The organism is Novosphingobium sp. (genome assembly GCF_036803765.1).
Lineage (GTDB): Bacteria > Pseudomonadota > Alphaproteobacteria > Sphingomonadales > Sphingomonadaceae > Novosphingobium.
The window spans coordinates 1-19,077 of the sequence record NZ_DAIRTS010000004.1 but is presented as its reverse complement, the minus strand read 5'-3'; the positions used below and the strand labels follow the sequence as shown (position 1 = coordinate 19,077).

Genomic DNA, 19,077 nt, shown 5'->3' with positions numbered 1-19,077 from the left:
CGGTATATGTACCGTCGGTACACATAACGGGAGAGACGGGATGAAATGGCCGCGTAATGCCTGGTACATGGCGGGTTGGGCAAGCGAGGTGGGCGCCGAGGGACTGGCCCGCCGCATCATCGACAAGCCGATCTACCTGTTCCGCAAGCAGGATGGCAGCGTGGCCGCGCTGCTCGACCGCTGCCCTCACCGCTTCGCGCCCTTGTCACGCGGCACGCGCGATGGCGACGTGGTGGTCTGCGGCTATCACGGCCTCGCGTTCTCGGCCGAGGGCCGGTGCGTGCGCAACCCGTTCGGGCCGCGCATTCCCCCCGGATCAGACATCCCGCATTTCGCCACCGTGGAGCGCGACGGCATCGTGTGGCTGTGGGGCGGCGATGCGGCGCACGCCGACCCCGCCACGATCCCCGACTTCGCATTCCTGGCCGACACACCGGCCAGCAAGACCGTACGCGGCTATACGCTGATGCACGCGAACTATGCCTATGGCACTGACAACCTGCTCGACCTGTCGCATATCGAATTCGTGCACAAGGGCACGTTCGCCGGCCAGGGCGTGATCTTCGCGGGGCAGCACGCCATTCGGGTGGAGGGCGAGACGCTGCATTCGAACTGGTGGATGCCCGACATCCCGCCCCCCTCGGTGGCGCAGGGCGCGTTCCCGCCCGAGGCGCGGGTCGACCACTGGCTCGACATGCGCTGGAACGCGCCCGCCTCGATGCGGCTGCACGTCGGCGTGACCCCGCACGGCGCCCCGCGCGAGGCCGGGTTCGAGGTCCCGCAGGCCCACATCCTCACCCCGGCGGACGAGCACACCACGCATTACTTCTGGTCGTCCACCCGCACCAACGACCTCGACAATCCCGCCGTCGATGCGATGCTGCTCCAGCTGTTCGGGGAAGCTTTCGACGGCGAGGACAAGCCGATGATCGAGGCGGCCTACGGCAATGTCCGCGGCAAGGACTTCTGGCAGGAAAAGCCGCTCTCGCTCGGCATCGACCAGGGCGGCACCCGCGCCCGCCGGATGCTGGAGGCCATGCTCGCCCGCGAGGCTGCGGCGGATCGGACACCCGCCCCGGCCGCCTGACCGCGGGCGCCGCGCCTGCTCAGGCGACGATCAGCCGGACCCCGGCGGCGCGCACCATGTCGGCGTGGGCCGGGGCGATGCCCGCGTCGGTGACGAGCACGTCGACTTCGTCCAGCCCGCAGACGATCGCGCCCGAGGTCGAGGTGAACTTGCTGGAATCGACCAGCAGGATCACCTGCTCGGCCCGGTCGACGAGGCGGCGCTCGGCCGCGACGAGGATCACGTCCTGCTGCATGACCCCGCGCGGGCCGACCGCAGCGGCCCCCATGAACAGCTTGGGCGCATGGAAGCGCGGCATGGAATCCTCGCCGGCGGGGGCCAGAATGATGTTCTGTTCGCGGAACACGCTGCCCGACGGCAGCAGCAGCCGCGTCCCCGCCTGGGGCAGCAGGGCATTGACGATGTGCAGCGAGTTGGTGAGCACCTGCAGGTCGAGGCCGTCGAGGTAGGGGCACATCTGCAGCGTGGTCGATCCGCCGTCGACCATGATCCCCTCGCCCGGCTCGCACAACGCTGCCGCGGCACGCCCGATCGCCTGCTTGGCGGCGAGGTTGAGCGTGATCGACTGGTCGAACGGCGTGCCCGCGAGACCCGCGCCGGCCGCGGGGGTCTCGCCGGCCTCGGCCAGCTTGGCCCCGCCGTGCACGCGCGCTAGCAGGCCCTCGCTCTCCATCCGCGTCAGGTCGCGGCGGATTGTGGCGGGCGAGGCATCGAGCCGGCTTTCGAGGTCGCGGTAGGAGACGAAGCCGGTGGGCCCTAGCGCCTCGAGGATCAGTCTTTCGCGTTCGGTGGCATGCATGGATCCGGCAATTCCTCGATGGCCCGAAGCGGCGCAGGGATGCGGCATCCGGTGCCGCCCCATGCGCTCACTTTCGCCCAAATACCATCACAGATGCAAGGTCCCTCACGCTGCGGCGAGCATGTTGCCGCCACCGATGATCACCGTGGCACCGATGAGCAGGCCGATCCCGCCCCACACCAGCCGCCGCGTGCGCGCCGAGGTGCCCAGCCATTCGCGCAGGGCAAAGCCCCAGAGCGTCGAGAACAGGATGATGCTGGCCATGTGCAGCGTCCAGCTCGAAAAGCCGTAGCGGCCCATCTGGCTCTCGCCCATGGTGTAGAAGAAGAACTGCCCGTACCACAGCGTGCCGCCGAGCGCCGCCAGCAGCCAGTTGGCGAGCAGCGGCACCCGCACCGGGCCATCCGTGCCGCCCGCGCCGGATGCGGCTGCCGCGCCGAAGAACTGCCCGAAGCTGCGGTTGCGCACGATGAGCCAGGCGCACCACACAGCATTGGTGGTCAATCCGCCCAGCAGGACCACGCACAGCACCGGTAGCCCCTGCGATAGCGGGTCGGTCCCGGCGGCGAGTGTCAGGTCGCGGATCGGCTGCCCGGCATCCAGACCCCAGGCAAAGCAGCCCGACATCACGCCCGAGAACGCCGCGATGGCGAGGCCCTTGCGCAAGTCGAACTCAGCGACCGCTTCGCCCGAGGGCACCTCTCGCGCCTTGGCCGATCCCGCCCGCGCCACGACGACGATGCCGACCAGCGTCACCACGATGCCCAGCAGCGTTAACTGGCCGCTGGTGGAGCGCGCGATCTCGCCGATGGTGCCGTGAAAGATCGGCGGCCCGAGCGTGCCGATCGCGGTGGTCAGGCCGAGCGCCACCGCCATGCCCAGCGAAAGCCCGAGATAGCGCATGGTCAGCCCGAAGGTCAGCCCGCCGAAACCCCACATCGCGCCCCAGAACCAGCACCACAGCAAGGTGGTGCGCGGCGCGGCCGACAGCACGCCGAGCAGGTTCTCGGTGCGCAGCGAGGCGAACAGCCAAGGCGCCAGCAGCCAGCTGAACAGCCCGCCCGCCAGCCAGAACACTTCCCACGACCACAGCCGGATGCGCTTGTAGGGCACGTAGAAGCTGGCGGAGGAAAATCCGCCGATCCAGTGAAACAGCACGCCGAGCGCGGGGTTGGGGGTCATGGTCGGTCTCTCCGGTTCTCGTTGTCGTTGTTGTTGTTGGTGTTGTTGTCGGCCCGTGCGGCGATGATCAGGCGAGGCACTCGCGGGTGATCGCCGGGATCGTGGTGCACCCGGTCAGTGCCATCGCCACCCGCATTTCCGCCTCGATGATCGCCAGCATGCGGGTGACCCCGGCTTCGCCACGCGCCGCGAGGGCATAGGCCCAGGCGCGGCCAAGCAGCACGCCGCGCGCACCCAGCGCCAGCATGCGCACCACGTCGAGGCCGGAGCGCACGCCGCCATCGGCCAGCACCGTCAGCGCATCGCCCACCGCATCGACGATCGGCGGAAGCGCCCGCGCGCTCGACAGCACGCCGTCGAGCTGGCGCCCGCCGTGGTTGGAAACGACGATGCCGTCCGCGCCCAGCCGCGCCGCCTCGCGCGCGTCCTCCGGATCGAGGATGCCCTTGATGATGAGCGGGCCGTCCCACTCCGCGCGGATGAAGTCGAGGTCGCGCCAGCTGATCGCGGGATCGAAGTTGTTGCGCATCCAGGCCATGAAGTCCTCGATGCCGCTGCCGCCCTTGAGCACCGGGGCGACGTTGCCGAGGTGATGCGGCCGGCCATGGAAGCCGACGTCCCAGGCCCAGTCCGGGCGCGCCATGGCCTGCGCGGCGCGCCAGGCGGCACCTTTCCACCCGCTCGTGCCGGTAAGGCCGGAATGATAGTCGCGGTAGCGGCTGCCCGGCACCGGCATGTCGACGGTGAAGACCAGCGCGTTGCAGCCCGCCCCGCGGGCCTGTGCCAGCAGGTCGCGCATGAAGGCACGGTCGCGGATCATGTAGAGCTGGAACCAGAACGACGCGGTCGCGGCGCTGGCCACTTCGCCGATCGGGCAGGCCGAGACGGTCGACAGCGTGAACGGCACGCCCGCGCGGTTCGCCGCGCGCACCGCCTGGCATTCGCCGCGCCGGGCATTGAGCCCCGCCAGGCCCACCGGCGCCAGTGCCACCGGCAGCGCCTGTCGCATGCCGAACAGCTCGGTCGACAGGTCGATCGTGCTGACGTCGCGCAGGACCCGCTGGCGCAGCGCAAGATTGGCAAGGTCCTCCGCGTTGCGGCGCATCGTCACTTCGCCATACGAGCCGCCGTCCATGTATTCGAACAGGAAGCGCGGCAGACGGCGGCGCGCGGCCTCGCGAAAGTCGGCAACCGAGGCGATGATCATGCAGGATACTCCACGTGTTCCAGCCACGCGTTTCGATACGAAGTCAGGTCCTCGTCAAGCGGCAGGACACGGTGCAGCGCGCCGTCGGGGACCAGCGCGGGATCGATCAGGCGGATCGCGCCGAAGCTGACGTCGTTGTGCGCGCTGCCTACGAAGACTTCTATGTCGGGCCGCAAGCTGGCGAGCGCGCGCACGAAGACTTCGGCCTCGGCAAAGCGGCCCTCGACCAGCAGCCGCTCGCGCGCGCCAATCAGGCCGAGCATGCGATCGGTGACAAGAGCGGCATAGAGACAGGCCGCGGCACGGCGCTCGTACCAGTCCTCGGGCTGCGCCACCCAGCACCCTTGCCCTGTAGGATAAGGCCCGCATCCCGGTGCAAGCGTCGGCAGGTGCATCGCCCCGACCGCCAGCACCGCCGGGACCGCGGCGAGGAGGTGGGGCTGGTCGGGCTTGATGTCGACCCGCCGCGTGTCGATCTCGATCAGCGCCTCGATCTCGCGCCCACCCATGAAGCGCGCCGAAGGCACCGGCCGGCCATAGGCGTCGACGTTGACGAGGCAATCGCGCGCCTCGGGCAGGTCGGCGGTGACGACGGGCGTCGCGGGCAGGCGCATGGCGATGAACCAGGTGCCGGTCGACAGCACGGTCGCCTCGTTGCGGGCGATGGCGGCATGGCCGCGCGCGGCCATCAGCGCGGCGTTGGAATCGTGTAGCCCGGCCAAGACGCGCACGTCACGCGACAGGCCGGTCGCGGCCGCGAGGGCGGGCGTGATCGTGCCGATCACTGTACCGGCCGCGGCCAGCGGCGCAAACCGGCGATCCCAGCCCTGCGCGATGGCCAGCGAGGACCAGTCCGCCGTCTCGGGGCTCCACAAGTCGGAGTGGCAGCCGAGCGAGGTCGGCTCGCTCACCGCCACGCCCGACAGCCACCAGGCCCAGTATTGCGCCCAGGGCACCAGCGTCGCGCGGTCCATGACATCGGGATAGATGGCCTGCGCCCACCACACCTGCGCGCCCAGGTTGAGCCCCTGCGGCAGTGCCGGTGAACCGGTTTCGGCGAAGGGTGCGCGCGCCATGGCATAGTCGGCCAGGAGCGCCTGCGGCGGCACCGCCTCGTAGTCGAATGGCCCGAAAGCCAGCGCCCCGTCGACGATTGCGGCAAAGCCGGCGCCATGGCCGACCGGCACGACGTATTCGACCGGCTGGCCTGCATATCCGGCCAGCACGCCCTGCGCCCATTGCGCGATGCCGGCGGCGTCGAGGCGCGCGATGCCCGATTCTTCACTGGCCTGATTGGGCCTGACCTGGCGATCGAGCAGCGCACCCGCGCGCGACCACAGCGTGATCTTCGACATCGTCTTGCCGATGTCGATCACCACCGCAAATCCGGCCTGGCTGGTATCCTGTGTCAGTGCCTGCTCCCCCCGCCTTGTCCCGCGCCATAGCACCGCGTCGCACTGCCTGGAGGATCGAACCCCCGCGGATGCTGCATGTGCGAACATGATTGCTATTTGATCGTTTGTGATTGCTCAATATCGAATATGATTGCCAAAGGAAAGCGGTTTCGGTAGGTCGCGGACAACCTTTCCGATCGGAGTCCACGTTCGTGACCAGCCCTGCCGCCCTTCCGTTCGCTGTCCCCTCCTCGCGCTGGGACGATGCCCACGCCGCGACGCTGAGCCCCGAGGAACTGCTGCTCTATCGCTCCAACCTGCTGGGCAGCGACCTTACCGTCACCAACTTCGGCGGCGGCAATACCTCGGCCAAGCTGACCGAGACCGATCCGCTGACCGGCCAGGCGGTCGAGGTGCTGTGGGTCAAGGGTTCGGGCGGTGACATCGGCTCGATGAAGCTCGACGGCTTCGCGACGCTCTACCAGGACAAGCTGCTCGCGCTCGAGGCGCACTATGCCGGGCCCGAAGACGACGACAAGATGGTCGGCTATCTGCCGCACTGCACCTTCAACCTCAATGCCCGCGCCGCCAGCATCGACACGCCGCTGCACAGCCTGCTGCCCTTCGCGCACGTCGACCACGTCCACCCCGACGCGATCATCGCGCTCGCCGCGTCGAGCGGTGGCGAAGCCGCGACCCAGGCCATCTGGGGTGGCCGCATCGGCTGGCTGCCGTGGAAGCGCCCCGGCTATACGCTGGGGGTCATGCTGCGCGACTATGTGGCCGCGAACCCCGGTGTCGAGGGCGTGATGCTGGCCGGCCACGGCATCATCTGCTGGGCCGACAGCGCCAAGGCCTGCTACGAGCACACCGTCACGCTGATCGCCGATGCCGCCGCCTATCTCAACGGCAAGCTGGCCGACCAGCCCGCCTTCGGTGGCCAGGCCGTCGCCCCCAATCCCGATCGTGCCGCCATCGCCGCCGACCTCATGCCCCGCCTGCGCGGCCACATGACCGGCGCGCGCCGCAAGCTCGGCCATTTCTCGGACGACGCGGAATCGCTGGAATTCACCGGCAGCGTCGACTTCCTGCGGCTGGCCGGGCTGGGCACCTCGTGCCCCGACCACTTCCTGCGCACCAAGATCGCGCCGCTCACGCTCGACCCAGCGCGCCTGCAGGACGATGCCTATCTCGCCGGGCAGATCGCCGACTACCGCGCGATGTATGCGGCCTATTACGAGCGCTGCAAGCGCCCCAACAGCCCGGCGATGCGCGATGCCAACCCGGTCGTCGTGCTGGTACCCGGCGTCGGCCGCATGACGTTCGCCACCGACAAGACCACCGCGCGCCTGGCCGGTGAGTTCTATGGCAATGCCATCAACGTGATGCGCGGGGCCGAGGCGATCGGCGACTATATCGCGCTCGACGAGCAGGAAGCCTTCGACATCGAATACTGGCTGCTCGAGGAAGCCAAGCTGCAGCGCATGCCCGCACCCAAGCCGCAGGTCGGCCGCGTCGCCTTCATCACTGGCGGCGCCGGCGGCATCGGCGCCGCCACGGCGGCCCGTTTCCTGCGCGAGGGCGCCTGCGTAGTCCTCGCCGACCGCGATGCCGCCGCCGTCGAGGACGTGCGCGCCGGCTTCGCCCGCCAGTTCGGCAAGGACGTGGTTCGCGCGGTCACCTGCGACGTAACCGATGAAGACCAGGTCGAGGCTGCCTTCGCCACCGCCGCGCGCGAGTTCGGCGGCGTCGACGTCGTCGTCGCCAATGCCGGTATCGCCTCCTCCGCCGCGGTCGAGGACACGACGCTCGAGCTGTGGCACCGCAATTACGACGTGCTGGCGCAGGGCTACTTCCTGACCGCCCGCTCGGCCTGGCCACTGCTCAAGCGCATGAAGGACCAGGGCGGCACCAGCGTCGTGTTCATCGGCTCGAAGAACGGCGTCGCTGCCGCCGCGGGGGCCAGCGCCTATGCCAGCGCCAAGGCGGCCGCCAACCACCTCGCCCGCTGCCTGGCGCTCGAGGGGGCGCCCGCCGGCATCCGCGTCAACGTGGTCAACCCCGACGCGGTGATCCGCGGCAGCCGCATCTGGGACGGCGACTGGCGCAAGGAACGCGCCGGCACCCACGGCATCGATCCCGGTGCCGAGCTGGAGGAGCACTACCGCCAGCGCTCGATGCTCAAGCGCGACGTGCTGCCCGAAGACATTGCCGAGGCGGCCTATTTCCTCGGCTCGGACGCTTCGGCAAAGTCGACCGGCAACATGATCAACGTCGATGCCGGCAACGTCCAGGCGTTCACGCGCTGAGCCCGCCCGGGAGAGGATAGAACTATGACAGACCTGCCCATTTCCGCCGACCTCATCGCCGAGCACAACGACCGCCAGGTCGAGGCGCTGAACGAGGACTACGATGCGCTCGGCCGCAAGCTGGCCCGTGGCGGCATCGCGATCGATGCGGTCAAGTCGCGTGTCGCCGCATTCTCGGTCGCTGTCCCGTCATGGGGCGCCGGCCGGGGCGGCACGCGCTTCGCCAAGTTCCCGATCCCCGGCGAGCCCACCAACATCCACGAGAAGCTCGAGGATTGCGCGGTGATCAACCAGCTGTCGCGCGCCACGCCGCGGGTCAGCCCCCACTTCCCGTGGGACAAGGTCAGCGACTATGTCGCGCTGCGCGAGGAAGCCGCGGCGCTCGGCCTCGGCTGGGACGCGGTCAACAGCAACACCTTCCAGGACCAGCCCGGCGCGGCGCATACGTACGCCAACGGCTCGCTCTCCTCGCAGGATGCCGGCGCACGGGCCCAGGCGGTCGAGCACAACATCGAATGCATCGAGATCGGCCGCCAATTGGGCAGTACCGACCTTACCGTCTGGGTGGGTGACGGCACCAACTTCCCCGGGCAGCAGGACTTCACCCGCAGCCTCGATCGCTATCTCGACGCCGCGGCGCAAGTCTATGCCGCGCTGCCCGACGACTGGCGCATGCTGCTCGAGCACAAGATGTTCGAGCCGGCCTTCTACTCGACGGTGATCAGCGACTGGGGTTCGTCGATCCTGGCCGCGCAGACGCTGGGCGACAAGTGCAAGTGCCTGGTCGACCTCGGCCACCATGCGCCCAACGTCAATATCGAGCAGATCGTCGCCCGCCTCCATCGCTTCGGCAAGCTGGGCGGCTTCCACTTCAACGACAGCAAGTACGGCGACGACGACCTCGACAGCGGCTCGATCAACCCGCACCAGCTGTTCCTGGTATTCAACGAACTGGCAGAGGCCGAGGCGAACCCGCGCGACGGCTTCCGCCCCAGCTACATGATCGACCAGTCGCACAACGTCACCGACCCGATCGAATCGATGCTGTCGAGCGCCGAGGCCATCGTCCAGTGCTATGCCAAGGCCAGTCTGGTCGACCGCGCCGCGCTGCACGGCGCGCAGGAAGCCAACGACACGATGATGGCCTTCCAGGCCCTGCGCCGCGCCTATTCGATCGACGTCGCGCCGATCCTGGCGATGGCCCGGCTTGAGGCGGGCGGCGCGATCGACGTGCTCGCCGCCTACCGCGCCAGTGAATACCGCGCCCGCAAGGCGCAAGAGCGCAAGCCCGTGGGCCTGGGCGCCGGTATCGTCTGACCCGACACGCGTGACTTAGGGCCGCACACGATCGATCGAGCATTGACCCCGGGCGTCGCGAACGTCCGGGGTTTTTCGTGGCCCCGCGCCCCGAGCCCCGCCAACGCCATAAAAAGAGGGCCCCGGACGTTGCGACGTCCGGGGCCCTCGATGTCACTTCCGATAGAGAGGTATCAGAAGTTGATCCCGGCACGCACGCCGATGGTGCGGACCGAATTGTAGCCGAAGCGCTGGTTGAGCGTCAGCACCTGCGGGCTGAGCGTACCGTCGCCACCGTCCGATCCGATCGACAGCGGACGGATCTCGTTCGTGCAGTTCTTGCAGAACAGCGCCAGGTTGACGTGCGCCGCCTTGATGCCAAGGCTGGCGTCGAGCGTATCCCAGGCCGGGATCTGGAACTGCGGACCAAAGCCGGCCGACAGCGACGAGCGGTGGTAGTAGCTCACCGAAATCTGGCCGGTGAGATCATCCGACAGGCGATGCTCGTAGTCCGCACCAATCGTGCTGGTGAACTCGGCCGAGAGCGGGATGCGATAGCCGCCGGCGTCAAACGACGACTGGGTCGCCGAACAGCCGCTGGTGGTCTGCGACGGGTAGCACTGCGCGCCCGGGAAGCTGTTGTACTTCGCATCGGCATAAGTCGCCGCACCCGAGAGGGTGAAGCCGTCGAACAGCCTCGCCGAGAACGTGGCATCGATGCCCTTGGTCGTGGCCGTCGCGGCGTTGGCCAGCACGAAGGTGCGCAGGACCGCGATCCACGACTGCACCTGCAGGTCGGTGTAGCGGGTGTAGAACGCCGACAGGCTGAGCGTCAGGCGGCGATCGAACAGGCGCGTCTTGACGCCCACTTCCCCGCCCTTCGAGATTTCGGGACGGACCGCGAGGTTGGCGCCGGGCGCCGGTGCGGTGTTGGAGAAGCCCGGCCCCTTGTAGCCACGGCCATAGAAGCCATAGAGCAGCGTGTCGGGCGTGACCTGCCAGTCGAGGCCCGCCTTGTAGCTGAAATTGGTGGCGTCGGTGGTCTGGTCCGAACGGTTGTTGGGAATGCCCAGGGTGATGAAGTACTGGCCGGTGTTCTCGAGCAGGTCGATGCTGGCGCGGTCATAGGTCACGCGGCCGCCAACGGTCGCCTTGAGCGTGTCGGTCAGGTGATAGCTGACCTGGCCGAAGCCGGCATAGCTGTTCTGCTTGAGCGTGAAGCGCGAATCCTGGCCCAGGAACGTGCGATTGCTGACCGGGCAGGCAGCCGGCGGCGCGCCCAGCTGGGTTGCGCCGACGCAGAACGGGAACGTGGGCAGCAGGAAGGCCGGGAAGCCGTTGTTGCCGCCCAGCAGGTTCTGCTGGTCGAGCTGCGAGTGGTAGAAATAGAGGCCGACCTGGCCGGTGATCTTGCCGTTGTCGGGCACGGCGAGGCGCAGCTCTTCGGAGAACTGGTTGTAGTTCTGATGGGACGAGTTGGTGTTGAAGAAGTTGAACTTCGTCTCGTCGGAGTCGAATGAGAAGTTGTTCGACAGGTGCTTCCACGCCGCGATGTTGACCAGCTGCACGCCGCTGTCGAAGGTGTAGCTGATGTTGGCCTGCGCGCCGCCGGTCTCGGTGTCGCGGAAGTTGGGCGCATCGGCCTGGAACGTCAGATTGTTCGTACCCGACGGAACGCCGAGGCCGGTATAGGCGCTGCCGGTGCCGAGCTGGCGGTAGGTGATGTCGTAACGGCCCGAGATGCCGCGCTGGCGGTTGTAGTCGCCCAGCACATAGACGCTGAGCGCATTGTCCGGCTGCCACAGGTACTTGGCGCGCAGGCCCAGGTTGCGCACGCCCATGTCGTTGCGCACCTTGGGGTTCACGTCGGGATACGTGATCGAGTCCTGGCCGCTGTAGATGGCGTTGATGCGCAGCGCGCTGTTTTCGCTGACCGGCAGGTTGAGCGTGGTGCGCGCCTGGACGCCGTGGCCGTTCTTGACCGGGCGGTCGCGGGTCACGAGTTCGAGGTCGGCATTGCCTTCCAGCTTGCCGATCTTGGGCTTGGCGGTGGTGATGTTGACGAGACCGGCCGATGCGTTCTTGCCGAACAGCAGGCCCTGCGGCCCGTTGAGCACTTCGACCCGCTCGAGGTCGTAGAACGCGTTGGTGGCGAATTCGCCGTTACCCAGGACGACTTCGTCGACCATCTGCGACACGCTCGATTCCACCGTGGTGGCGAAGGTTGCCGTGCCGACGCCGCGGATCGAGTAGGTGTTGTCCTGCGCGACCTGAAGGCTCGGGGTCAGCTTGGTGACCGAGCTGAGGTCGTTGACGCCGCGCTTCACCAGCGTGTCGGCGGTGACGACGGAGACGCTGAGCGGCACCTTCATCACGCTTTCCGAGCGGCGCTGCGCGGTGACGATGATTTCGCCCGAGTTATCGGCCGTGGTCGTGGCCGGCTGCGCTGCTTCTGCGGGGGCAGCGGGCGCCGCATCCTGAGCCGCAGCGGATGCCAGCGGGAACAGCGAAGCGCTGATCAGCAGCGCGGCCTGCAAACTTGTTCTGGTCACGTCTAGTCCTCCCTCTCCGATCCATGGTCTCGCCTGCAGGGAGGGGCGTCAAAACGCCGATGGCATGGCCGATTCGTGCGGCCTGCGGTCCTCTCCGTGCGGCGCCAGCGGTCGGACTCGCTGGATTTAAACACCGTTTAGATGCCCGCCGTGTATTTTCGCTCGGCACCCTTGTCAAGCGTGAGCCGTGCGCGCTACCCGCTGAGTCATCCGGAGGGAGAACCATGGCCAGCGCGAAACCGACCTATCACCGCGAAAATCTCAAGGAGGAGCTGCTCGCGGCTGCGGTCATCTACATCGCCGAGCACGGCCACCAGGACCTGTCGGTGCGCAAGTTGTCGCAGATCGTCGGGGTCTCGCCGGGCGCGCCGTACCATCACTTTCCCGACCGCCGCAGCCTGCTGATCGCCGTGGCCCTGCAAGGTTACGAGCAGTTGGTCGGCAGTGCCATGGCCGATGCGGGCCTGCACCTCGACGGGCCCGACATCCTCTACAACGTCTGCTCCTCATTCCTGCGATTTGCCCGTGATAACAGGCGGATGATGGAGCTGATGTACGATTCCGAGCTGGCCCGCCCGGCGCTCGAACCGGCAATCCTCGCGGCGCAGCAGCGTGGCTACCAGATGTTTCGCAATGCCGTGAAGCTGGCCGGCCCCGCCCTGCCCGCCGACAGCGTCAGCGCCTGCGTCGCCACGATCTGGTCGGCGATGTTCGGCTATGCCCTGATGCGCTACCGCGACATGATCCATGCCGAGGAAGAGATCGGCGAAAAGGGCCTCGACGCCGCAGCCGATGCCGTGGTGCGCCAGGCGATCCGGCTGGCCACCGGCTGAAGCCGCCCGTCGGCCGCCCGTCCATCATTGGTCGGATGACCGGCTTGCGGGCCCGATTCTTAAATGGTATGATTATTCCAATACGCATTTGCGGATCAGCTTGACTCTGCGGGCGCCAAGAATCTAATCAACGCTTAGATGCAGTGCTGCGAGCGCTGCCGTATGCAAGGTGAGAGATGCCGAACGCCGCAGTTTCCGGCCGCGATGCGCGCCACCCGACCGGCCGCAAGCCCGGTGTTGCCCAGGGAATCACCGTCGTTGCCGCGGGTTTCCTTCCCATTCTTGCGATCGTGTCGCTGTTCCCGGCCGTGCCGGCGATCATCGCCCACTTCGCAGCCCGCGACCCTTCGGCGATCATCAAGGTGCCCTCCGCGGTCGCCGCCCCCGGCCTGACGATCGCGCTGCTGGCGATCTTCGCCGGCATGGCAACCGACCGTTTCGGCCGCCGCACCATGCTGCTGTGGGCGACCGCCTTCTATGCGCTGCTCGGCTCGGCCCCGTTCTTCCTCGACAGCCTCGACGGGCTCTATGTCTCGCGCCTGCTGCTGGGCGTGACCGAGGCGGCGGTGCTCACCACGATGAACACGCTGATCGGCGACTACTGGGACGAAAAGGGGCGTCGCACCTGGCTGTCGCTGCAGGGCATGGCCGGCCCGCTGCTCGCCAGCGTGGTCATCGCAAGCTCGGGTGCCGCCACCGCCTGGCGCTGGAACGCCTCGTTCCTGATCTACCTTGTCGCGGTGCCGATCTTCTTCGCGACATGGGCCTTCCTCTACGAGCCCACGCCGCAACCGCACGAGCAGCCGCAGGACGCAGCCACCCCCGTCGCCACGCCCTTCCCGTGGCGCGACGTGGCACTGTTCGCCCCCGTCACGCTCTTCGCGGCGATGCTCTACTACGTCTTCATCATCAATGGCGGCTCGGTCTGGCAGGAAGTGGGCGTCCAGAGCTCGGCCGACATCGGCCGCCTCAGCGCGCTGCCCAGCCTGTTCACGGTGGTCGGCGCGGGCATCTACTGGCTCGTCGGCAAGCGTTCGGCGCGGCTCCAGCTCAGCCTGTTCCTCACCCTCATCGGGGGCGGCCTCATCATCATGGGCCTGATCCACGACTGGCGCGGCATGATCGCGGGGATGATCGTGCAGCAGACCGGCGTCGGCATGGCCGTGCCCGTGCTGATCGGCTGGGTCCAGAACTACCTGCCGTTCGCGCACCGCGGCCGCGGCATGGGCATCTGGACCGCCTGCTTCTTCTTCGGCCAGTTCCTCTCGCCCGTCGTTGTCGGCCTGGTGCGCATGGGCGCGGGCACGATGCAGGGCGCCTTCGTCATCACCGGCGCGATCGGCCTTGTCGGCGCGCTTATCGTCAATCTCGTGCTGGCTGCCCGCCGCACGCCTTCCGCTTCTTGACCAAGGGTTTGCCAACATGTCGAAAATTACGCGCGGCGTAAGCCTCTACAGCTTCCAGGAAGAGATGTTCCTCGGCCAGATGAACGTCGAGGACTGCGTGGCCTTCGCCTCCTCGATCGGCGCCAATGCCATCGAGCTCCTGCCCGAACAGAACATGCCCAGCTTCCCCAACATCACCGATGCCCAGATCGGCGAATGGCAGGACATGCTGGCCCGCCACGGCGCGCATTTCAGCGCCTACGACATGTTCCTCGACACCAAGCTGCGCAAAGATCGCGAGATGACCGACGAAGAGCAGGTCGAGAGCGTCCACCGCGACCTGATCCTGTGCAACCGGCTCGGCATCAAGAACATGCGCATCGTCATCTTCGTGCGCCCCGACATCCTCGAGAAGTGCGTGCCGATGGCCGAAAAGCTCGACGTGCACATGGGCGTCGAAGTCCACGCGCCGTGGTACCTCGACCACGCCTGGATCCTGCGCACGATCGAGGTCGCCGATCGCCTGAACACCAAGCACCTCGGCATCCTGCCCGACATGGGCATCTTCATGAAGCACTACCCGCCCGTCATGCGGGCCCGCTTCGAGCGCCAGGGCGCGCGTCCGGAAGTGACCCAGTTCATCGTCGACCAGCATGAACAGAAGGTCATGGCCGAGTACACGATCTACGAAGTCGCGGTGAAGATGCAGGGCAACAAGGCCGAGGTCGCAATGGCCGAGACGCTGCGCCACGCCCCCTTCGCCAACCCCAAGCGCATCGGCGACTTCGCGCCCTACTTCCATCACATCCAGGCCAAGTTTTACGAAATGAACGAGGACTGCACCGACCCCGCGCTCGCTTACGACGACGTCATCCCCGAACTGGTCAAGGCCGGCTGGGTGGGTACGCTCTCGTCGGAATACGAGGGCAACCGCTGGGTCCAGGACGTGAGCGCCGTCGACAGCCGCGAGCAGGTTCGCCGCCAGCACGTGATGTTCGAGCGCCTGATCGCCGAAGCCGAAGCCAAGTACGGCACGGCGGCGGTGAGCGCCTGATGCGCAAGGCCCGCGCCTCGGCCATCGCCCTCGCGCTGCTCGGCTCGGTCGCATTCGCCGCAGCGGGTGCCGGGGCGCAGGGCATGCCCGAAGTGGGCCGGGTGGCGCTGCCCACGCCCGCCCAGCCCAACACGATCGACCTGCCTGCCCCTGCCGGCAAGCAGACCGAAATCTGGCATGACGATGCCGGGAAGCTGTCGGTGCGCAATGTCACCCGGGCGACGCTGACCGCGTTCCGTCCGGTCGGCACACCGGCCGACGCCGCGGTGATCATCGCGCCGGGCGGCGGCTTTCTCGGTCTCGCCATCGAGAAGGAAGGCTGGCAGGTCGCCCGCTGGTACGCCAACCACGGCGTGACGGCGTTCGTGCTCAAGTACCACACGCTGCCGACGCCGGTGGACCAGGCCGTCTTCGCCGACGAACTGGGCAAGGTCATCCACGGCGGCAAGGCGAGTTTCGCCCCGCCCGAAGACACCCCGCCCGAGGCTCTGGCCGATGGCCTGGCCGCCTTGCGCTGGGTGCGTGGCCATGCCACCGAGTTCGGCATCGATCCCAGGAAGGTCGGCTTCATGGGCTTCTCGGCCGGCGGGTTCCTGACCCGCAGCCTGGTGGAGAAGGGCGGCGCCGACCGCCCCGACTTCGCCCTGCCGATCTATCCCAACATGGCCGCGATGCAGGTGCCGGCCGACGCTCCGCCGATGTTCGTCGCGGTAGCAGCGGACGACTTCCTGCTCGCCCGCGTCAAGGGGCTCCCGCTCGTCGAAAGCTATCGCAATGCGGGCAAGTCCATCGAATTCCACCTGTTCTCCGCCGGCGGCCATGGCTTTGCCGCTGGTCAGCCCGGCTCGCCCGAAGAGGGCTGGCTCGATCTAACACTCCGCTGGATGCGCACCCGCGGTCTGCTCAAAGGAATGAACTGATGTTCGACAAGTACATCATCGACGCCGCCACGGTGACCGACACCGGCCCGGCCGATGCCCCCACGGGCTTCTCCTTCACCACCAAGCTCGGCTACTATCGTGGCCTCGTGCTCTCGATGCTCGAGGACCTCAAGGTGTCGATCGACGGTGAGGCCCTGCCGCGCGAGGCCGTGAGCTTCGACGACGGCAAGGGCGCGATCACGCTCGACGAGATGGAAACCGCCTACGACCGCAGCTGGGCCTTCGGCACGCCGGCAACGCTGACCGTGGCCTACCCCGGCGGCTTCCCCAAGGGCGAGCACAAGCTGGCGCTGCAGCAGAAGCTGCGCATCTCCTACCTGCCCTTCCCGGCGTTCAACAACGACGAGAAGGTGATCACGCGATGAGCCGGCGTCTGCGCATGGGCCTGATCGGTGGCGGTCCGGGCTCGTTCATCGGCCCCGTCCACCGCATCGCCGCCGAACTCGATCGCGAGATCGAGCTGGTTGCGGGTGCATTCAGTTCCAGCGCAGACAAATCGCGCGCCGCGGGCGAGAGCTATCGCATCGACCCGGCGCGCGCCTATCCCGACATCGCGACGATGCTTGCCGCCGAAACCGCGCGCGAGGACGGGATCGACTTCGTGGCGGTGACCACGCCCAATCACATGCACCTGCCCGCCGCGCGCGCCGCGCTCGAGGCCGGCATCGCGGTGATCTGCGACAAGCCCGCGACCGCCACGCTGGCACAGGCGCACGAGCTGGCCGCGGTCGTCGCCGCGGCCGACAAGCCCTTTGCGCTGACCTATACCTATTCGGGCTACCCGCTGGTGCGCGAGGCGCGCCACCTCGTGGCCCAGGGCGCGCTTGGCAAGGTGCGCAAGATCGTCGTCGAATATCCGCAAGGCTGGCTGGCGGGCGAAGCCGCAGGCAAGCAGGCCGAATGGCGTGTCGATCCGGCGCGTAGCGGCCTTGGCGGCTGCATCGGCGACATCGGCGTCCATGCCTTCCACCTCGCCGAATTCATCAGCGGCCTGCGCGTCGTGCAGATCCTCGCGGACCTCGGCACCGTGGTACCCGGCCGCCAGGTCGACGACGACTGCCAGATGTTCCTGCGCTTCGACAACGGCGCGCGCGGCGCGCTGCTCGCCAGCCAGATCAGCGTGGGCGAGCGCAATGGCCTGGCGATCCGCATCTACGGCGAAAAGGCGGGGCTTCGCTGGAAGCAGGAGGAGCCCAACCAGCTCTGGCTGTTCCACGACAGCGGCCGCAGCGAGTTGATCCAGGCGGGCGACGCCGGCCTCGGCCCCGACGCGGTGGCCGCCTCGCGCACCCCGGGCGGGCATCCCGAGGGCTACCTGGAGGCCTTCGCCAACCTCTATCGCGACTTTGCCAAGCTGCTGCGCGGCGAACCCGGTTCGCTGGTACCGGGCATCGAGGAAGGCCTGCGCGGCATGGCGCTGATCGAAACCGCCGTCCACGCCAGCGCCGCCGGCGCGGGCTGGACCGATCTTACCGTTTGAACAGCCAATCCGTTTGAAAAGGACGCAACGGCCATGAAGACCATCAAGGGCCCCGGCATCTTCCTCGCGCAGTTCGCGGGCGACGATGCCCCGTTCAACAGCCTCGACGCGATCGGCACCTACATGGCCGGTCTCGGCTACAAGGGCGTACAGATCCCCAGCTGGGACGGACGCCTGTTCGACCTCAAGCGCGCGGCCGAGAGCCAGGACTATTGCGACGAGGTCAAGGGCCTGCTCGCCGACAAGGGCCTCGCCATCACCGAGCTGTCCACGCACCTGCAGGGCCAGCTGGTTGCGGTGCACCCGGCCTATGACGCGCAGTTCGATGCCTTTGCGGCGCCCGAAGTGCGCGGCAATCCCTCGGCCCGGCAGGCCTGGGCGGTCGAGCAGATGACGCTTGCGGCCAAGGCCTCGCAGCGCCTCGGCCTCACCACGCACGCCTCGTTCTCGGGTGCGCTCGCCTGGCCCTACATCTATCCCTGGCCGCAGCGCCCGGCCGGCCTCGTCGAGGATGCCTTCGACGAACTCGCCCGCCGCTGGAAGCCGATCCTCGATGTCTTCGACGAGCACGGCGTCGACATCGGTTACGAGATCCACCCCGGCGAGGACCTTCACGACGGGATCACCTTCGAAATGTTCCTCGAACGGGTCGGCAACCACCCGCGCGCGAACATTCTCTACGATCCCAGCCACTTCGTGCTGCAGTGCCTCGACTACCTGCAGTTCATCGACATCTACCACGAGCGCATCAAGTGCTTCCACGTCAAGGATGCCGAGTTCCGCCCCACCGGGCGCAGCGGCGTCTATGGCGGCTATCAGGGCTGGGTCGATCGTCCCGGCCGATTCCGCTCGCTCGGTGATGGCCAGGTCGATTTCTCGCAGATCTTCAGCAAGATGGCGCAATACGACTTTGCCGGCTGGGCCGTGCTCGAATGGGAATGCGCGCTCAAGCATCCCGAGGCCGGTGCGGCCGAAGGCGCGCCGTTCATCGATCGCCACATCATCCGCGTCACCGAAAAGGCGTTCGACGACTTCGCCGCCGGCGGCGCCGACCGCGAACTCAATCGGCGCCTGATGGGCATCACGGACTGATCGGCATGGTAGCCCCCGACCCTGCCCAGATTCGCCCTTCCGCTCCCCTGTCCGCCAACCGCCGCGACGTGCTGGCCGGCGCGGCGCTCTTCGCGCTGGCGATCGGCCTGCCGACGCTCGCCGCGCACCAGATCGCCCTGCCGGCGGACGAGACCCCGACGCCGACCGAGGAGGCCGTGCTGCGCCGGGTCTGCGACATCGTCGTTCCCGCCACCGACACGCCGGGCGCGCTGGCGGTCGGTGTGCCGGCCTTCGTCGCACTGGCGCTCGCCCACGGCCTCGAGGGCAGCCGCGCGCCCATGGCCGATGCACCGGCCGGCGCACCGCTGCGGGCCGATGGCTCGCTGCGCCACATGACATGGCTGGTCCAGGCGCTGATGCAGGCCGGTGGCGGCGCGTTCCTGACGCTGCCGCCGGCACGCCAGGTGGCGCTGGTCACCGCGCTCGACGCGGCCGCCTTCCCGCC

General features: G+C 67.9%; 16 protein-coding genes. 11 read left to right on the top strand and 5 right to left on the bottom strand.

The window, feature by feature from the left end; translation table 11 throughout:
* Positions 1-40 precede the first annotated feature (40 nt).
* Positions 41-1,087 carry an aromatic ring-hydroxylating dioxygenase subunit alpha gene (locus V7Q48_RS03530; RefSeq protein ID WP_333836308.1) on the top strand — a complete coding sequence of 349 codons (1,047 nt, stop codon included), beginning with the start codon at positions 41-43 and terminating at the stop codon, positions 1,085-1,087.
* A 19-nt stretch (positions 1,088-1,106) separates the two neighbouring features.
* Here the strand turns inward: V7Q48_RS03530 and V7Q48_RS03525 are convergent, their stop codons facing one another.
* The 4 genes from V7Q48_RS03525 to V7Q48_RS03510 form a co-directional block, all read right to left on the bottom strand.
* On the bottom strand, positions 1,107-1,886 hold the full coding sequence (locus tag V7Q48_RS03525) for a DeoR/GlpR family DNA-binding transcription regulator (RefSeq protein ID WP_333836307.1): 780 nt from the start codon (positions 1,884-1,886) through the stop codon (positions 1,107-1,109).
* Positions 1,887-1,991: 105 nt separating this feature from the next.
* Positions 1,992-3,068, bottom strand: a complete 1,077-nt coding sequence (gene rhaT, locus V7Q48_RS03520; protein ID WP_333836306.1) for an L-rhamnose/proton symporter RhaT — start codon at positions 3,066-3,068, stop codon at positions 1,992-1,994.
* 67 nt (positions 3,069-3,135) lie between these two features.
* Entirely contained in the window at positions 3,136-4,275 is a 1,140-nt protein-coding gene (lldD, locus tag V7Q48_RS03515; RefSeq protein WP_333836305.1) for an FMN-dependent L-lactate dehydrogenase LldD, read from the bottom strand.
* On the bottom strand, positions 4,272-5,651 hold the full coding sequence (locus tag V7Q48_RS03510; RefSeq protein WP_333836304.1) for an FGGY-family carbohydrate kinase: 1,380 nt from the start codon (positions 5,649-5,651) through the stop codon (positions 4,272-4,274). The genes lldD and V7Q48_RS03510 overlap by 4 nt, the downstream gene beginning before the upstream one ends.
* Before the next feature lie 230 nt (positions 5,652-5,881).
* Here V7Q48_RS03510 and V7Q48_RS03505 point away from each other — a divergent pair, with 230 nt between their 5' ends.
* Together V7Q48_RS03505 and rhaI are read left to right on the top strand one after the other, a co-directional pair.
* The gene (locus tag V7Q48_RS03505) at positions 5,882-7,978 is read left to right on the top strand and encodes a bifunctional rhamnulose-1-phosphate aldolase/short-chain dehydrogenase (protein ID WP_333836302.1); all 2,097 of its coding nucleotides are present in this window, start codon (positions 5,882-5,884) and stop codon (positions 7,976-7,978) included.
* A gap of 24 nt (positions 7,979-8,002) precedes the next feature.
* The gene (gene rhaI / locus V7Q48_RS03500; protein WP_333836301.1) at positions 8,003-9,295 is read left to right on the top strand and encodes an L-rhamnose catabolism isomerase; all 1,293 of its coding nucleotides are present in this window, start codon (positions 8,003-8,005) and stop codon (positions 9,293-9,295) included.
* A 173-nt stretch (positions 9,296-9,468) separates the two neighbouring features.
* On the opposite strand, the gene V7Q48_RS03495 is transcribed toward rhaI, so the two are convergent.
* Positions 9,469-11,826 carry a TonB-dependent receptor gene (locus V7Q48_RS03495; RefSeq protein ID WP_333836300.1) on the bottom strand — a complete coding sequence of 786 codons (2,358 nt, stop codon included), beginning with the start codon at positions 11,824-11,826 and terminating at the stop codon, positions 9,469-9,471.
* A 224-nt stretch (positions 11,827-12,050) separates the two neighbouring features.
* Between V7Q48_RS03495 and V7Q48_RS03490 the strand changes: the two genes are divergently transcribed.
* From V7Q48_RS03490 to V7Q48_RS03455, 8 genes are all read left to right on the top strand, one after another.
* The gene (locus V7Q48_RS03490) at positions 12,051-12,659 is read left to right on the top strand and encodes a TetR/AcrR family transcriptional regulator (RefSeq protein WP_333836299.1); all 609 of its coding nucleotides are present in this window, start codon (positions 12,051-12,053) and stop codon (positions 12,657-12,659) included.
* A gap of 176 nt (positions 12,660-12,835) precedes the next feature.
* Positions 12,836-14,065 carry an MFS transporter gene (locus tag V7Q48_RS03485; protein WP_333836298.1) on the top strand — a complete coding sequence of 410 codons (1,230 nt, stop codon included), beginning with the start codon at positions 12,836-12,838 and terminating at the stop codon, positions 14,063-14,065.
* 16 nt (positions 14,066-14,081) lie between these two features.
* Positions 14,082-15,098 (top strand): sugar phosphate isomerase/epimerase family protein, encoded by a 1,017-nt coding sequence (locus V7Q48_RS03480; protein WP_333836297.1) that lies wholly within the window; start codon positions 14,082-14,084, stop codon positions 15,096-15,098.
* A complete protein-coding gene (locus tag V7Q48_RS03475; protein ID WP_333836296.1) occupies positions 15,098-16,018 on the top strand; it encodes an alpha/beta hydrolase in 921 nt (306 codons plus the stop codon). The genes V7Q48_RS03480 and V7Q48_RS03475 overlap by 1 nt, the downstream gene beginning before the upstream one ends.
* Positions 16,018-16,404 (top strand): C-glycoside deglycosidase beta subunit domain-containing protein, encoded by a 387-nt coding sequence (locus tag V7Q48_RS03470; protein WP_333836294.1) that lies wholly within the window; start codon positions 16,018-16,020, stop codon positions 16,402-16,404. The genes V7Q48_RS03475 and V7Q48_RS03470 overlap by 1 nt, the downstream gene beginning before the upstream one ends.
* Positions 16,401-17,519 (top strand): Gfo/Idh/MocA family protein, encoded by a 1,119-nt coding sequence (locus tag V7Q48_RS03465; RefSeq protein WP_333836293.1) that lies wholly within the window; start codon positions 16,401-16,403, stop codon positions 17,517-17,519. Before V7Q48_RS03470 ends, V7Q48_RS03465 begins: the two co-directional genes overlap by 4 nt.
* Positions 17,520-17,552: 33 nt before the next feature.
* Positions 17,553-18,611 carry a sugar phosphate isomerase/epimerase family protein gene (locus V7Q48_RS03460; protein ID WP_333836291.1) on the top strand — a complete coding sequence of 353 codons (1,059 nt, stop codon included), beginning with the start codon at positions 17,553-17,555 and terminating at the stop codon, positions 18,609-18,611.
* A 5-nt stretch (positions 18,612-18,616) separates the two neighbouring features.
* A partial coding sequence (locus V7Q48_RS03455; RefSeq protein WP_333836290.1) for a gluconate 2-dehydrogenase subunit 3 family protein occupies positions 18,617-19,077 on the top strand: 461 nt, incomplete at its 3' end.

Bases quoted from the DNA above. Each gene is read 5' to 3' on its own strand.
- V7Q48_RS03530 (WP_333836308.1), top strand. From the start codon at position 41: ATGAAATGGCCGCGTAATGCCTGGTACATGGCGGGTTGGGCAAGCGAG.
- V7Q48_RS03525 (WP_333836307.1), bottom strand. From the start codon at position 1,886: ATGCATGCCACCGAACGCGAAAGACTGATCCTCGAGGCGCTAGGGCCC.
- rhaT (WP_333836306.1), bottom strand. From the start codon at position 3,068: ATGACCCCCAACCCCGCGCTCGGCGTGCTGTTTCACTGGATCGGCGGA.
- lldD (WP_333836305.1), bottom strand. From the start codon at position 4,275: ATGATCATCGCCTCGGTTGCCGACTTTCGCGAGGCCGCGCGCCGCCGT.
- rhaI (WP_333836301.1), top strand. From the start codon at position 8,003: ATGACAGACCTGCCCATTTCCGCCGACCTCATCGCCGAGCACAACGAC.
- V7Q48_RS03490 (WP_333836299.1), top strand. From the start codon at position 12,051: ATGGCCAGCGCGAAACCGACCTATCACCGCGAAAATCTCAAGGAGGAG.
- V7Q48_RS03485 (WP_333836298.1), top strand. From the start codon at position 12,836: ATGCCGAACGCCGCAGTTTCCGGCCGCGATGCGCGCCACCCGACCGGC.
- V7Q48_RS03480 (WP_333836297.1), top strand. From the start codon at position 14,082: ATGTCGAAAATTACGCGCGGCGTAAGCCTCTACAGCTTCCAGGAAGAG.
- V7Q48_RS03475 (WP_333836296.1), top strand. From the start codon at position 15,098: ATGCGCAAGGCCCGCGCCTCGGCCATCGCCCTCGCGCTGCTCGGCTCG.
- V7Q48_RS03470 (WP_333836294.1), top strand. From the start codon at position 16,018: ATGTTCGACAAGTACATCATCGACGCCGCCACGGTGACCGACACCGGC.
- V7Q48_RS03465 (WP_333836293.1), top strand. From the start codon at position 16,401: ATGAGCCGGCGTCTGCGCATGGGCCTGATCGGTGGCGGTCCGGGCTCG.
- V7Q48_RS03460 (WP_333836291.1), top strand. From the start codon at position 17,553: ATGAAGACCATCAAGGGCCCCGGCATCTTCCTCGCGCAGTTCGCGGGC.